Origin of the sequence: Floridaenema aerugineum BLCC-F46 (assembly GCF_041929345.1) — a bacterium.
Lineage (GTDB): Bacteria > Cyanobacteriota > Cyanobacteriia > Cyanobacteriales > Aerosakkonemataceae > Floridanema > Floridanema aerugineum.
The window spans coordinates 20,020-36,203 of record NZ_JBHFNQ010000220.1 but is presented as its reverse complement, the minus strand read 5'-3'; the positions used below and the strand labels follow the sequence as shown (position 1 = coordinate 36,203).

General features: G+C 38.3%; 12 protein-coding genes. 3 read left to right on the top strand and 9 right to left on the bottom strand.

Annotation, left to right across the window (positions count from 1 at the left end):
• Positions 1-41 precede the first annotated feature (41 nt).
• The gene (locus ACE1CC_RS31165; protein WP_413274321.1) at positions 42-3,665 is read right to left on the bottom strand and encodes a helicase-related protein; all 3,624 of its coding nucleotides are present in this window, start codon (positions 3,663-3,665) and stop codon (positions 42-44) included.
• 12 nt (positions 3,666-3,677) lie between these two features.
• Positions 3,678-6,668 (bottom strand): hypothetical protein, encoded by a 2,991-nt coding sequence (locus tag ACE1CC_RS31160; RefSeq protein ID WP_413274320.1) that lies wholly within the window; start codon positions 6,666-6,668, stop codon positions 3,678-3,680.
• A 272-nt stretch (positions 6,669-6,940) separates the two neighbouring features.
• Between ACE1CC_RS31160 and ACE1CC_RS31155 the strand changes: the two genes are divergently transcribed.
• Entirely contained in the window at positions 6,941-8,410 is a 1,470-nt protein-coding gene (locus ACE1CC_RS31155) for a glycoside hydrolase family 13 protein (RefSeq protein ID WP_413274319.1), read from the top strand.
• A gap of 174 nt (positions 8,411-8,584) precedes the next feature.
• Here the strand turns inward: ACE1CC_RS31155 and ACE1CC_RS31150 are convergent, their stop codons facing one another.
• The 5 genes from ACE1CC_RS31150 to ACE1CC_RS31130 form a co-directional block, all read right to left on the bottom strand.
• A complete protein-coding gene (locus ACE1CC_RS31150; RefSeq protein WP_413274318.1) occupies positions 8,585-8,989 on the bottom strand; it encodes a fasciclin domain-containing protein in 405 nt (134 codons plus the stop codon).
• 33 nt (positions 8,990-9,022) lie between these two features.
• The gene (locus ACE1CC_RS31145) at positions 9,023-9,439 is read right to left on the bottom strand and encodes a fasciclin domain-containing protein (protein ID WP_413274317.1); all 417 of its coding nucleotides are present in this window, start codon (positions 9,437-9,439) and stop codon (positions 9,023-9,025) included.
• Between the two features lie 156 nt (positions 9,440-9,595).
• On the bottom strand, positions 9,596-10,597 hold the full coding sequence (locus tag ACE1CC_RS31140; protein ID WP_413274316.1) for an ABC transporter ATP-binding protein: 1,002 nt from the start codon (positions 10,595-10,597) through the stop codon (positions 9,596-9,598).
• Between the two features lie 143 nt (positions 10,598-10,740).
• Positions 10,741-10,962: a hypothetical protein gene (locus tag ACE1CC_RS31135; protein ID WP_413274376.1), complete on the bottom strand. Its 222-nt coding sequence runs from the start codon at positions 10,960-10,962 to the stop codon at positions 10,741-10,743.
• Between the two features lie 2 nt (positions 10,963-10,964).
• Positions 10,965-11,909 (bottom strand): phosphoribulokinase, encoded by a 945-nt coding sequence (locus ACE1CC_RS31130; protein ID WP_413274315.1) that lies wholly within the window; start codon positions 11,907-11,909, stop codon positions 10,965-10,967.
• Positions 11,910-11,972: 63 nt separating this feature from the next.
• Between ACE1CC_RS31130 and ACE1CC_RS31125 the strand changes: the two genes are divergently transcribed.
• On the top strand, positions 11,973-12,935 hold the full coding sequence (locus ACE1CC_RS31125; RefSeq protein ID WP_413274314.1) for a putative 2-dehydropantoate 2-reductase: 963 nt from the start codon (positions 11,973-11,975) through the stop codon (positions 12,933-12,935).
• A gap of 64 nt (positions 12,936-12,999) precedes the next feature.
• Positions 13,000-13,566: a Uma2 family endonuclease gene (locus tag ACE1CC_RS31120; protein WP_413274313.1), complete on the top strand. Its 567-nt coding sequence runs from the start codon at positions 13,000-13,002 to the stop codon at positions 13,564-13,566.
• On the opposite strand, the gene ACE1CC_RS31115 is transcribed toward ACE1CC_RS31120, so the two are convergent.
• Together ACE1CC_RS31115 and ACE1CC_RS31110 are read right to left on the bottom strand one after the other, a co-directional pair.
• A complete protein-coding gene (locus ACE1CC_RS31115) occupies positions 13,567-14,274 on the bottom strand; it encodes a TraX family protein (protein ID WP_413274312.1) in 708 nt (235 codons plus the stop codon).
• Between the two features lie 164 nt (positions 14,275-14,438).
• Complete coding sequence (locus ACE1CC_RS31110) at positions 14,439-16,082, bottom strand: YcjF family protein (protein WP_413274311.1); 1,644 nt, start codon at positions 16,080-16,082, stop codon at positions 14,439-14,441.
• Positions 16,083-16,184: the final 102 nt, after the last annotated feature.

Here is a 16,184-nt window from a genome sequence, read left to right as displayed (position 1 = left end):
AATAAAAATTTTGCAGATTATAAAGTAGGGTAAAAGGTATTTTATTCTGCTTTAGATAAAATCAAATTCAACACATTTAACTCATTGGAAGTTAACAAATATTTATCGGTAAAAATCTTTTCTCTCATTTCTTCTAAACTGTAACTGCTAAAAACTACAAAGGGAAACTCTTTGTATTTGTAACCAATTGGTAAGGTTTTATCGGTTGGGTAAAGATGATGAATGTAGGTTGCTAAAATATCCCGAAATCTTTCGTCTTCTGCTTCTTCAGGTTCTTCGGCAAAATATTCACTCATTGCTTCGGCGCTAATAAAGCTAAATAATGGTAAGGCATAATATCGATCGAGGCGTTGACTATTTTGCTGGAAAAACTGCGTTCTGTCGCTGGAGTCGCGCACTTTATCTACTAATTCTATGGCGTTTTTGATTGCCGATCGCAGTCTTCCCGGATAATCTGAACTATGATGAATTGCTAACATTTTATTTATTAGTTCTTCGGTGGCGTGAGTTGCTATTTCCATTAACCGCATTTCATAAGTTTCTTCTAATTTTTTATCTGCGATAGGAACGACTAACAAGCTACCATTAATTAGTCCAGTTTCTAGGTTGCCAAGTTTGAGTAAACTATCAAATCCATTGTTAACTGAATCAGTGAATTTGCTAGAGAAAACTTCTCGTAATTGTAAATAGGAATAACTGTCAGAATTTTGAGAATCTGAGTTTCGGGGATTTAAGGTAAATTTTGCTCGACTTAGCAGCTGTTCTAAACTGGTATAAACTTCTTTTAAAACTTTGTGATTGGGATATCTATGATATTCATTTTTTAAGTCTTTGATTAGATTTGCTAGTTGTCCGCTAAATGTTTTACCTGCGGTAGATACGGATTTTCCACCTATAGGAATCATCAGGAATTTTTCTCTACCTATTTGTCCGTAACCTTGAATTCTAGTTAATACACAAGATTTGATAATTAGCAAGATATTTAATAAATTGATGGTGCTTTCTCTCAGGGAAAGTTGTTTGTCGTCGTTGTAGTAAATGGCGCGATCGCTTAAATAAAACATCAATTCTTTTTCTCGATCGTCCAAGGTTTTCTTAATTCCATCTTCGTAATAATCACCCCGTCCTCTGTAAATAACTTGGATGATTTCCATCAAGTTACTTTCCACCCGAAAATGGGGAATTTCTACTAAAATATGCTTCGCTTTAGGAAAGGATAAACCGCGACTGGCGGAGGAAGTCATAAAGATGATTTTGACTTGATTTTTGTGTTCGTGAATCGCTGTTTTATCATTATCAGAAAGGTTGGCGTGGATCTCTAAATAATCCTGGTTTTTGACAAACTCTCCCCGCTGTTGTTTAATTTTTTCGATTAATTCTTGTAATTTTCGTTTATCTTGAATGTATACAATAATTTGTCCAGCGTCGGGACGGTTCCAGAGTGTGTTAATATCTTGAACAATTTGATTTTGAACTCTTTTTTTTAGGTGATCTCTTGTCGCTGCAAAAGTGTCTTCGTCAAAGAGAAGTGATTCGACGAATAGTTTATAAGTAATAGTTAAACTGCTGGCGGGATAGGAGTTAGCGTTGATGGCGACTGCTGGCGATCGCTTAAACTCAAATTCCTGAAATGAAAGTGGTTGAATAGCTTGGGAAGATGCACGTCTAAAGAATATTTTATCTGGTTCCGGTGAGGTTTCGGATAAATGTTGTTTGATTACGTCGCGATCGACAATTGAAGCATCTGCTACAATAACTTTAGTATTAAATCCATGCTGGGAATCAGTCAATTTATAACGTTTCAAAATCTTGCTGATTTCATTTAAAAACTCAACGCCGCTATCATCTCCAGTGATTTCATCTATCATAATGAATAAATGTTTAATCCGCGCCGATATTTTTCTCATTTCTGCGGGAATAACTTTGTTTTCTCGCTGAATGTAAGCACTTTTGAAGATGTTGGTAAAATGTTCTAAGGTGTTTTTTCCGTTTTCAGTGATCCTTAAAGATTGAATGCAAGCTGTAGCGACAATATTATGAGAGATTTCGCTTTTAATTGTGGTATTTATTGCTTCGCAAAGACAAGATAAAACTCCTTTGCTGCGGCGATTTGTCGCTACAATTTCGTCTTCATTTTTTCTCTTAAGTGCTTTCTGGCGTGAGGTTTTCCGTTCAATTTCTAGACTAGAATCGAAGAAATAAACGCCATTTCCTGTAAAATCACCTTGGCGTTTCTCGGAGTTGTAATTGACGACACAACGCCAAGAGTTTTCTTCAATAAGTTGGGAATTAGTGTTAATACAAAAGGTTTCTTCATCTAACTTCCCTGTTACTGAGTCTTTGAATTTTTCAATAATGTCTAAGTTGACTTGTTTGCGGGGACTAACATAAAAGAAGAGAAAACCTTCGTTGACATGAGCTTTGAGAAAGTCTACAATTGCTGTAGTTTTACCAATTCCCGGATTACCAGTTAAAAATAGATAGGTTTTGTCAGAGTCTAGGGATTTTTTAATTAATTCGGCGTGTTCGTTTCGCAATTCTAATGTAGAACTAAAGTTATTAATTGTTTCAGTATGAGATATAATAGTTGTGGTGTCAGTGGGGATTTCTAATACTTGCTTGATAAAGGGTTTCCCGTTGGCGAAACTCCGACTTGCATTGAGTTGAATTAGATGTAAAATTTCCTTTCTTGCTTGGGTGATTTCTTGTTCTCTGAGTTCGTTTTGGTAAATCTCAGAACAGGTGTTTAAGACTTCTAAATTTTCGGGACGAAGTGACATGGCGCTGATTCCGCGATCGCTATATCCCACCACATTAAACACTACCGATGTGCGATCGTTGAGAATGTCTATTTCCCGGAGAAATTGATAAAAGCTTCCAGCATAAGAACCTGCTTGAATTAATTTAGCACTTTCTTTGTCTTGGCGTTTAAAAGCAGTAAAATATCGCCGCAAATCGGGGGGTAAACTCAAACCTAAATCATCGTTGTTTCCGGTGTCTATCCGCAGTTTAGCAAAAACACTTTTGGAACGTAAATAAGCAATTTCGCGCTGCAATAAACGCCGCTGATTCTGCATATCTTTATCTTCAAAGTCTAAGATATCTTTTGCTGATTTAACGGAAAATATCGATAAGTCTACGGAAAGAATCCGAAACTCTTGGCGATGACGCAATAACATCAAGGTGTCTGCTTTCAAAAATTCACCTTTTTGTTTGTAGCGACTCCAAAAAAGACGATTTTTTAACAGATCTGGTTTGTGAAACTGCGATAATAGATCGATATATTCTTGTTCTTCACTTTTCGGATAGGTTTTGATGCTGTTAGCATCGCCAAAACTGCATTGATAGTACAAGATTTCGAGGTTTGATTTTTGGCGATCGGTCCATCCGGTAGACTTAATATACTCGCCAAAAAAATTCAATCCCGAAAGAAAACCTTTCTGCAATAAATACAAACACCACTTTTCAATTCTTTGGATATCTTTGTCACTGATTGTGCGATCGTCACTAACGATCCGTTCTAGCATTTTGGGAAATTTAAAATGCTGCAAATCCCGCTGATACAAATCACCAAAGTTGTGCTTAATTTTGTGCTGTTCAATATAAGCAAGAATCCCGATATTAAATCCAACTTCAAACAATCGACCCAAATTTTCCGCAATCATTTTGCACTCCTCTTATACATTTAAAACTCTCCTAACTTCGGTCAAAAATGCCAAGGAATTAAAATCAACTTCGCCTCTAATATGGTTAAACACAGACAATTTATTAAATGATTCTTCACCCATGATATTTTCATAAGGATCGAGTTTTAAACTAAGATCGCTGGTTTTTTCAAATCGGGAAAAGTGAAATAGTGTCAGATATTGCAGTAAGTCATTTTTCCGAGTGCTATCATCATCAATTAAACCTTGTCTGATGTATTTGTCATCTAAGATTCCGGGGTAAATGTTGATTAGGGTAGAGTAGGAAATCACGCCATTGTAAAAACGTTCTTCCTCATTACCTACACTAAGTCCATTAAACAAATTGAAAAAGACGATCGCTTGCTGCGCCGAATCTTCTGCAACATTCAACAGTTGATTTGTATCTTGAATATATAAAGAAGTTGCTTTCAAATCTTTGAATTTGCGAACATAGTATTTATCGAAAAATACCGGATAAATTTTGATGTCGTCGCGGTTTCCTTTCAAGTTATTTATGAGTTTGGGTGACATGAAATATAGGCGATCGTCATCTTCAGTTTGAGTAATATTCAAATTACTGGTAAAAGGTGCTTGTGCAACATACAAAAAGTCTCGAAATCCTTGCTGATAAAGGTTGTTTACTGTGTCGAGGAGAATCGGGGGATCTTCATACAAACGCTGATAACTGTAGTTATCAGAAAAAGTTTTGATGATATACAGGCGAATAGAGTTATCATTTTTTTGGTGGGTGATGGCGATCGCTTCTCCTACCAAATTAGATATCCTATTTTTGCGGTTTTTGTTCCCTGTTCTCGCATCACTTTCCAAACTGGAAACAACAATAATCGCTAGTTTATCCAAAGTTGGAGTATCTGCGCTATTGTTGAAGCGAAACTTTCTTGGTAATACCGAATATAAAGATTTAAGTCCGTTTTTCACTTTGAAAGATTTCGGATCTCGCACCCGGAAACCTTGAGAACTACAACGGTGTTTCTCGTTCAGTAAATGACACAATGCTTTAGAAAGATGCGCCATAAACTTTTCCGAAGGTGCGGGATTATTGTGATCGCCTTCGTGCAATCTTACCATCGGAATAAACAACCGTTTACTTGCAGCATCTAGCAAAATTTTCAGAACAATATACGCTAGCAAAGAGACAGTAAAGCGATAAATAAAACCTTGGGTAGAATCAAAATTTTTCGGATCTAATCGTCGATTGTTGTAGCGAAACAGTAACAACTTTTTGTCTCGCATGAAATGTTCTTGATAGGTATTCATGCAGCTTTCAGGAACCCACATTACTGGCAAAGCATTCACACCTGTAATGTCATATTCCATCTGAAATTGTTGGCGTTCTTCTGTGGGAAAATAGCGGATATCTTCAATAGAAATACTTGCAGGTAGCTGACAGACGGCATTTTCGCCTACCTGTGCTTCCCCGATCGAAATATATCTCAAACATTCTTTGGGATTTCTTCTTACAACTTCTTTAAAGAAAATGCCATATAAAATTTGATTTTCGTCACTTTCGAGGATACCTCTTCTCACATTAATCTGAATCGGATAATTTCGAGTTGGCAAAATTGTTTGATACCCAATAAAGGTTCTCAAAAAATCCCGGAGTACCTTGATTTTTACTTTGGCATTATACTGAGTGAATCCGGTAATAATAAGTCGCAAAATGTTCTGTTTTGCTAGTTCATCAGAACCGCGTAATATAGGCATAACTCTGGCATCAAAGCTGGCGATCGGAGCGTATTCTAAATCAGTAGAAGGGTTGTAATCTGGTGCTTCGGGATTGCTGCGAGAAGCAAATATAAAAAAGTACAAAAGTGCGAGTTTTAAGATTTTTGTGCCGAAGTTGGGATTTGTTTGAAGTTCCTGTTTATGTTCGTCACTATTGGGATTAAGGAGATTAAGATTGTAATCAAATACTTCTTTGCCGTCAAGTGCTTGAACTGCATTACCAAACTTCATTTTGAAACCGAAAATAAATTGGCGTTCTCCGGCGTTTTTGTCGGTACTTTCTCCTAAGTTTCCGGTGACAATGGGAATGATCGGAAGGGAGTCTAATACTTCCGATCGCGAAAACAAATCCTTATAATTAATCCTCGCGCCTCCATAGTTTACCTCATAATAATCATCCGGTCTTTCTTGATTAATAAATTCTTCAATTAGTCGGAGACGACGAATCAAATCTCGCAGATAAATAAACCCAACGTGATCTTGATTATCAATCTGATCTCGGAGATATTCTAAATACCTAATTTTCGCTTCTTTTTTCAGTTTTCCCAGTGTTTCTGTGTCTACAACTCGCTGCAAACGGTTAAAGTCAGAAGTTTCTTCGGCAATCTGATCTTGAATCCTATCTTGTAGTTCTTCTCTATCAGCTTCGCTGTCAAAAGTAACTAGATCGTCGATGTGATTTAGCAATCCTTCTTGCAAATATTCGGGAAAGCGATCGATCTCCCGCACCTTAATCGTTAATTTATGAAATTTTAGCAGAGAAGCACTACCAGGACGATTGCTAGAAAGACAAAGTTTTTGCTTTTGTAAATTAGGAGAAGGTTGGTTAAAAGTATAAGTAAAACCCAACTTACCCGCATTCCCCTGGAAAGATTGCAACGGGGAAACTAAACTGTTAACAAATTCCTCGATCGATTGATTTTCTCTTAAATTAGATGCTAACTTTTGTTGTAAAATATCTCTAATTTCGCGGATTTTCTGCGGAAAACTTGCTTGAAATCCTGGAGAGAAATTAATAGTTGCGGCACGAACTCCGTTAGGGGATGCTAGCGGATTGGCGACTTGCAGAGTTGCGACTTGACTCGCTACTTCGTCAATGTCAATCAGTAGGCGATCGCCATTTCCCGACAATTGAAATATATTTTTCGTTCCTAATACTTGGGAGATTTTTTGCAATAAATCGCTATAATCTAGCGGAACTAACTCGTCGTCACCCTGATTTAATACGTTAACCATTGATGGTCTTCTTCTACACTTACTCTTATTTAACCATTAGCGATCGACCCCAGTCAATCACTTAAAATCGATGAATTACAGGACTTACGCAACTGGCACAATTAGTAGGGTGCGTCAGAAATTCAAACCTTGATGCTGTCGAGCAGATTTATGGTAGTAGAACACCCTACAACTTCTTGAACATTGATGAATGGTAAAAATTTTCTATCAAAAGTAGTAATCAGACAAGTGCAAATAGCTGTAATTTAAAATAGAGAGCTAGCAGGTTAATTATGCAGATTACAACTCCAGATTGGGTTAAACACGCTGTTTTTTACCAAATTTTTCCAGATCGATTTGCTCGCAGCAAACAACCTCGCAAACGCCTATTAAAAAATGCCTCCTGGGAAGCGTGGGACGATATGCCAACACTCCAAGGATACAAAGGCGGCGATTTGTGGGGTGTGATGGAACAGTTGGATTACTTGCAAGATTTGGGAATTAATGCTGTATATTTTACCCCAATTTTTCAATCTGCCAGTAATCACCGATACCATACTCATGATTATTACCAAGTCGATCCAATGTTGGGGGGCAATCCCGCTTTTCAAGAATTATTAGATGCTGCCCACAAACGAAATATTAAAGTAGTTTTGGATGGAGTATTTAATCATTCTAGTCGAGGGTTTTTCTTCTTTAATGATGTGTTAGAAAATGGCCCCCATTCTCCTTGGGTGGATTGGTTTAAAATTGAACGTTGGCCTGTATCTCCTTATAATGGAGAGTATCCAGCAAATTATGTTGGTTGGGCAGGAAATCGCGCTTTACCAGTGTTTAATCATGACAATCCAGAGGTGCGAGAATACATCATGGAAATTGCCGAATTTTGGATTAAATTTGGCATTGATGGCTGGCGATTGGATGTACCTTTTGAAATAAAAACTCCGGGTTTTTGGCAAGAATTTCGCGATCGCGTGAAAGCCATCAACCCCGAAGCTTATATAGTTGGCGAAGTTTGGAGAGACTCCCGTGAATGGTTAGATGGTACACAATTTGACGGAGTAATGAATTACTTATTTGCTGCGCCAACTATTGCTTTTACTACTGGCGATCGCGTAGACATCACACAAGTAGAAGACCGTTCATACGATCCTTACCCACCTTTATTCGCCAAAGAATACGGCGAAAAAATTGAATATTTGCTGCAACTTTACCCTTGGGAAATTCAACTAACCCAACTTAATTTATTAGCCAGTCACGACACAGCCCGATTAATTTCCATCGCCCAAGGTGACAAAGCCAGTGTCGAACTAGCCACCGTTTTACTATTAACATTTCCCGGTGCGCCCAGCATTTATTACGGCGATGAAGTTGGTTTACCTGGAAAATTAGACCCCGACTCACGGCGCGGTTTTCCAATGGAAGCTCACTGGGATGTTTACGTACTCAAATATCACCAAAAACTCATTGCTTTACGGAATAAATATCCTGCACTTCGCACAGGTTCCTATCACATTTTATATGCAGAAGGAACAGTTTACGTATTTGCGAGAATTTTGGGAAATGAGGAATTAATTGTTGCCGTAAATGTAGGTACTTCTGATGCAAATACCAGCTTTGAAGTAACAGCTTTGCAATCTCAACCGAGTCAATTATTATATGGTGAAACTGAGATTTTTTGGAGTGAAGAAGCAGGGAAATCTAAGCAATTAAGCTTGAGTTTACCTGCGCGATCGGCTTCTATTTTAGGCCCAATTGACTAACCGTAAATTAATCGTAGGGTGCGTTAGGCGCGAGCCGTAACGCACCATCTCCGGTATTTTTTACCTTTTACAACTAACGCAGCCTACGAATAGTGGAATGGTGCGTTACGTTAGAACTAACGCACCCTACGAATAGAACTGGGATAAGAGCGAAGACAGCGCAACAACGTACCGTTAATATTGCGGAATTAAAACGGTATCAATTACATGAATGACACCGTTATCAGCTTCCACATCCGACTGAACGATCGCAGCATCACCCACCATCAAACTACCATTGTTATGAATTTTCAAATCTGAACCTTCAAACGTGGTAGTTTTATCTAGTTTCACCACATCTTCCGACATTACTTTGCCTGCAACTATATGATATGTGAGAATCTTGGTTAACTGCGGAATATCGCTCAACAATTTCTCGATAGTTCCGGTTGGCAATTTCTCAAAAGCTTCATCAGTTGGGGCAAAAATAGTAAAAGGGCCTGAACCCTGCAAAGTATCAGTTAAACCAGTAACTTTCACAGCTTCTACTAAAGTCTTGAAAGAGCCAGATTTAGCAGCTGTGTCTAAAATGTTTGCCATTTGTTTTACCTTTTTTTGATTTGATAATGCAACTTATTCAACAGCTACTAATGCTGGCATCAATACTGTATCAATTACATGAATAACGCCGTTGTCTGTGAGAATATCTTGTTTTAAAACATTGGCATCATTCACTTTTACGCCATCGGAAGAATCAATAGCTAATACTGACCCTTCAAAAGTAGGCGCTTCATTTATTTGGATGAGATCATCTGACCTAACATCTCCAGAAACAACATGATACAAGAGAATTCGCTTCAGTTTGGCAGTGTCCTCCATCAAAGAAGCTATAGTAGTAGCGGGAATTTTGGCAAATGCCTCATCAGTAGGAGCAAAAACTGTCTTGATTTCAGGATTTTTGAGTACATCTACTAATCCCGCTGCTTCCACTAAAGTTAGTAAAGTTTTGAAAGATTCAGCTTGAGTCGCAGTTTCTACAAGGTCAGCCATAATTTTTCCTTAGTTGTTAACTTTTCCTGTTTCAATTAATACAAACTGACAAGCTAAAGTTCATCTTTCAAGAGTCGCAGATATTCAAGAATCAGGTACGTTGTTGCGCTTTAGCGCTAAAATCTTGCGCTGAAGCGCAACAACGTACCTAATTATTTAACTGCTGGCAGTTATACCTCTTTTTTGCAATTGTTCCATAAAAAATTCCTCTAAAGTAGGACGCGCTAAGTTTAAGCTGATTATTTGAGCTTGCATGAGACGCAAACTGGCGAGAAAATCTTGTAAATCGCCTTTGAGATGACCTTGCCAAGCTTCATCTGTGCTACCTATTCCTTCCGATACAAATTCTAAATCTGGTAGCCATTTTTTTAAGATTTCTTGCTTACCGCCTTTGCCTTTAATGTAGTAGGTGTCGGCGGTTCCCAAAAGTTCATCCAAAGAGCCGATGCAAATCATTTCACCTTGGGCTAATATGGCGATGCGATCGCAAATCTTCTCCACATCCGACAGCACATGACTATTAAAAAATATGGTTTTCCCTGCCTGTTTTAAAGATAAAATAATCTCTCGAATTTGGTAGCGCCCCATCGGATCTAAACCCGACATTGGCTCATCTAAAAATACCACTTCTGGGTCATTAATTAACGCTTGCGCCATGCCAATTCGTTGCAACATTCCTTTAGAATATTGTCGCAGTTGCTTTTTTTTCGCTGCTGACTGGGCAAGTCCCACCATTTCTAAAAGTTGGGGAATGCGTACTCGCTGAATTTCTTGGGGAATTTGGAAAAGTCCCGCAATCATTTGCAAAAATTCCCAACCTGTTAAAAAATCATAATAATAGGCATTTTCGGGTAGATAGCCAATGCGTTGCTTGACAGTGCGATCGCCCAAAGGTTTTCCTAATATTAACCCTCTGCCAGAAGTAGGACGGGCAATGCCAAGTAAAGTTTTTAACAGCGTAGTTTTCCCTGCGCCATTCTGCCCCAACAAACCAAAAGTTTCCCCTTCATAAACCGTCAGGGTACAACTTTTTAAGGACTCAATTTTCTGATTCAGCCAAAAGCCTGTGCGGTAAACTTTTCCTAATTCGTAGGTTTGCACAACTGGCTGGCGTGCAATTGTAATTGCTCCTAAGAGAGAATCAGTAGCAGAATTCATATTAGTTGAGTTATGGACGACAACTAAGACTAATTATTACCTATATTAAATAAATAACATCATTTAGCAGCAGGGAAACTCATGGATCGAGGGAAAATTGTGGCAATTATTACCGGGGTAATTTCTCTAATTCTAGCGATCGGCTATTTACTCTTAGTGCAACTGCTAGATTTTCGCGGCGAAATGATACCTGCACCCGTATCAATGTTCAATTTAGGAATTTGGTAGTAAATTGTGGGTAATGGATGGTTGATGATTTGTGCGATCGATTCATTACACATCTCCAAAAACTCTTGTGGGGCAGGCATCCTGCCAGCCGAAAGAGATTCTTTGTTGGAGATGTCTATTACCCACAACTTTGACATTTTTAAAAATGATGCACATGAGTCGCTTTCAGCGTATGAAAAGAAATTAATAACTGAGTCAAAGCGAGAGGATAACTTTGCAAAACCTCATCAGTTGTTCCTGTAATTTTGCCCAATTCTAAATTTCCTCCTAAACTGCAATGCGGGAATAAATCAGGCATTTCATGACACAAAACCTTTTCTAATTTACTCACTTGTTCAGCAGTTGCATGACTATCAATTTCTAGCACATCAACTGGTTTACCCATATCCCGATCTAATCCTAAACGAACAGCTGATTTAGCACCGCTGTCGGTGAGTTCGATAATTTTAATAAAATCAGGATGGGGGATCGTAGGTCTGAGTACCAAACGTACATTTAACCGGGAATTATCCTCTTCAATCTCTTCATTTGGCGGGTAAAAAGTTACAACCAAATCTGCCCATTTGCGCTGAGGACGGATAAAATTTTCCGAGTCAGGTTCGCGTTTTTCCAATTCTGCTAAAACTTGTTCTGGCGAGTAACCCCGCTTCATTGTATCCCGCTTAATCTTCCATTTAGCACGCAAAGATTCTGGCGGTGCTAAATAAACTTTTACATCAAAAGAATCTCGGCAACTACGAGTAGAATAACCCAGCAATCCTTCGACAATTACAAATTTATTTGGTTTAATATATTGTGGTGGTTCAAAAGTTCCTGTTTTGTGGCTGTACACTGGTTTGAGGATCGGTTGACCTGTTCGCAACAGCGATAAATGCTGCTGCATAATATCCAAATAATTGCAGTCAGGATGCAAAGCTGTAATACCTAATTCTGCTCGCTGAGTGCGATCGTAGCGGTGATAATCGTCAGTACAGATAATTGTAACATTATCTTCTCCCAAAACTTGGGCAATTCCTCTAGTTAAAGTTGTTTTTCCCGCTGCACTATCACCAACAATGCCAAGAATAATCGGACGATTGCTCATAGTTTTTGATATATTAAAACTTCTGAATAGGTTTAATTTTAGGAGGTAATGGAGATCGAATCAATGGCTGAGCAATTTATTTACAATTCTTTTCAACTTAGTTATGCCATCTTGGGAACAGGGGCGCTTGGTGGGTATTACGGTGCTTGTTTGCAAAAAGCTGGTTTAAATGTTCACTTTTTGTTACACAGCGATTACGAATATGTCAGTAAGCATGGTTTAGTAGTTGAATCAAAATATGGTGATTTCACTTTACCCAATGTTCAAGCTTACCAAGAAGCTAGCAAAATGCCACCTTGCGATGTAGTAATTATCGCATTGAAAACCACCCAAAATCATTTATTACCATCAATGTTACCTCATGTACTAAAAGATAATGGTGTGGTTTTAGTGTTACAAAACGGACTCGGTGTAGAAGATGAAGTTGCTAAAATTGTTGGTAGCGAAAGGGTAATGGGTGGGTTATGTTTTCTCTGTTCTAATAAAGTAGCCCCTGGACATATTCGCCACTTAGATTACGGTCAAATTAAAATCGGGGAATATGCTACTAATTATCAACCTGCTGGAATTACTAATAGAATGCAGCAAATTGGTGATGATTTTGAACGTGCAGGAATTAAGATGGAATTAGCAGAAGATTTGTTATTAGCACGTTGGCAAAAATTAGTTTGGAATATTCCTTACAATGGACTTTCTGTAGTTCTAGATGCCAGAACCGATGAATTAATGAGTAATCTTCATACTCGGAAATTAGTTGAAGAATTAATGTGGGAAGTGGTAGCGGGGGCGAAAAGTTGCGATCGCACAATTCCCCAAACTTTCGTAGAAACTATGCTAAACTACACCGACAAAATGAAACCTTACCGCACCAGCATGAAAATTGACTACGATGAAAAACGCCCTTTAGAAGTAGAAACCATGTTTGGAAATCCCTTAAATTTTGCCCAAGCAAGAGGCGCAAATTTACCCAAAATCACCATGCTTTACCAACAATTAAAATTTTTGGATAGCCGAAATTGTAGTTAACATCATGGTAAATTCATCGCAGCTAATCTAAAATAGTTACATCCCTCTTTCACAAGCTTTAGTTATGAGCCAAATTACAAATAAGCGAGTACGCTGGACTATAGCTGACTTAGAATTATTTCCAGATAACGGCAATCGCTATGAAATAATTGATGGAGAGTTGTTTGTGACAAAAGCACCAAATTGGAAACACCAAGAAACTAGTGGTAGATTCTTTGCCGTACTTGATAATTGGTCACAGTCTACTGGTTTGGGGCGAGTGGCGATCGCACCCGGTATAATATTTTCCGATGCTGATAATGTCATCCCCGATGTAGTTTGGGCTAGCAACGAAAGATTAGCTGCTTTATTAGATGAAGCCGGACATTTAACTGATGCGCCAGAATTAATTATAGAAGTACTTTCCCCAGGTACAGAAAATCAACGACGCGACAGAGAATTAAAACTAAAACTCTACTCAACAAGAGGAGTTCAAGAATATTGGATTGCTGATTGGCAAAAGCAAGAAATCCAAATTTATCGCCGGGAACAAACTACTTTAGAACTAGTTGCCACTTTGTTCGTTAATGATGACTTGAATTCCCCACTTTTACCAGGTTTTACTTGTTCCGTATCCCGAATATTTGCTTAATCAATTCATCTGTGAATTTAACCAAAATTTAATTAAAAGTAAAACTCCTAAATGTAGCGGATACAAAGGATAAAACCACTTATAAAACGGTTTACTCCTTCCCCCTTGTTCACCGTTATATAAAGCTAGTATTCCTACAGAAGCTATGCCAAACAACTCGACATAACTCCATTGATTAAGATAGATAAACAATAACCGATAGCCGATAAAAAAGAACCACCATTTGGCACTTTGTAAGTCAATAATTGACATCAAATAAATTATAATTAATCCCGAAATCCTCCCCTCAACCCGCAACAATTCTGCAACTACCATGAAAGCAATAACAATTAGAAACTTGAAAAACTTTGATTCAACTAATTTCGTGCAACGAATAGTTATTACTCCCAAAGCAAGTGTAAATAATATATTGAGTTCGCCATGTACAGAAAAAACTAAGTAGTAGAACTTCCCATAAATAGGTTGAGCAATAGCGCCCCATACTAATAGCCGAAAAATATATTTTTTGATATCAGATGTATATTTCTCTCCTTGCGCTGCTAACCATGCAAACAACGGAAAACTCAGCCTTCCTATGATAACAAAGATAGCCGCTTGGGGGAAAAACAATCTCCCCACATGATCGATAATCATTAGGGCAAAGGCTATCACTTTAATATCAAAGGAAGTGAGTTTTTTTAGATTTAAATTTACATCAGTTTCAGACATATATCGCAATCCTACATAATTTTTTAAACCGCAGAGACGCAGAGGACACAGAGAGAAGAGAGGAGGAGATGTAGGGTGCGTCAGAGCCTTAAATTTAGTATTCTTCGCCCAAAGCTTTAGTATCTGACGCACCCTACAAAGTTGAGTTAGTAGGATTGTTATAATTACCAATCTTCTCGCTTTGGCGATGAGTTAGTCCAATCATCTACATATTCGTAAGGAGGGATTTTCGGTTCTTCTACTTCTTCCTCTTCCGCTGCTGCTTCTTGATATTCTATTTCTGTTTCTGGTGGTGGATTTTGTGTTAAAGGTTGGACGACTTTCGCAATAGCATCTTGGACAAAAGCTTTGACAAATTCATCTTTTTTATTCAACTCAAATTGCCGTTGCACAACTTCCGAAATTCCTCCATCACCCCAATCTTGATTCTGACGAAAATACTCAATAAAACTCTTTCCGGCGATGCGGGTTAAATAAGCAGCACTTACACCTTGAATTGCTTTACCAACTAAATAAGTAGCAATATTTAATTGTAATGCTCTAGAAACTAATTCGATCGCACCTTTAACTATTCCCAAACTGGCGAGAGTTTTACCTAAAGAAAGCGCCAACTCTCTCCCCCGTTCCATATTCAAATCACAGCCATAAATCTTGCCAATTTCTACTACCATTTGGGCGTTTACTGCCGCAGCTGCTAACAAATCTACTACTGGCAAAGGTGTGACTGCAATTACTCCCGCGCTTATCCATTGATACCGTTCTACAACTTTATCAGCTTGACGGTGACGTTGAGCATCAATTATTTTTCTGGCTTCTTCTCCTAAACGTTGAGATTGTAATAAAATATTATCTGCCATTAAATCATCGCCTTCTGCCCGCAAAATGTTTGCTAAACGGCGAATTAATGGCATAACATCAGGTTCAGGTTGCATAATTTCCCCTGTTTCTAACTTGACTGTGCGGGGATTTGCTGACACAGTAATCACATCAGAAGTAGAAATAAAACTTCTGACTCTTTCCCGAAGTCGCGCCAAAATTCTTTCTTTATCTTCGTCGGTGTAAAGGTCGATTTTGTTCAAAATTAAAATATTGCGTTTACCAATTTCTGCCAAGGCTTTTAAGGGTACAAATTCTGATTGCAGCAGATCGTTTTCGACTACAAATAATAGTAAATCTGCCTCGGTTGCTAATTGACGGGCTAATTGTTCTCGTTCTGTTCCTGCAACTCCCGCTTCTAAAATTCCAGGGGTATCAGTAATTAAAATTTCCCGTTCTAAACCTTTTAATTTTAATTCGTAAGTTTCGCCAACTTCTGTGGTTCCCATTGGCGCACTAACTTTACCTACCATTCTGCCCATTAAGGCATTTATTAAGGAAGTTTTGCCCGATGAACCTGTACCAAAAATAACGACTTGTAGATTCCCTCTAGATAAATTAGTTTCAATTTCACGCGAACGAGAAAGTAAAGCTTGTCGGGAAACTTCATCTTCAATTTGTTTGACTTGCTTTTTGACGGCGCGGAGATTTTCTGCTGCTGCTTCGGTTTTTGCTTCGGGAATTTTAATTTGTGGTTTGCGGCGCTTTGGCTGATTTTGCGATCGCCAAAACATCACCCCATAATAAATAAAAACCGTAATCAGCAACGCCAGCAGCAATATCAGCAGCAACACTACCACATTAGCCAACAAAGGCGGCGCAGACCAAGCAATATTAATATAAAGCTGATAAATTGAGTTAACTAACCAAATCATCAGCCCCAAGACTACAGTAAGGGCAGCTACTAAAGCGAGAAGTTTAGGCAGTGACATGACAGAAACGGATATTTGCTTCTAAACACTAGCCTACACCGACAATGTTTATCTGTGTCTTTTAAAAAGGTAGAAAGAATTCCCGTAAATCGATCGATACAA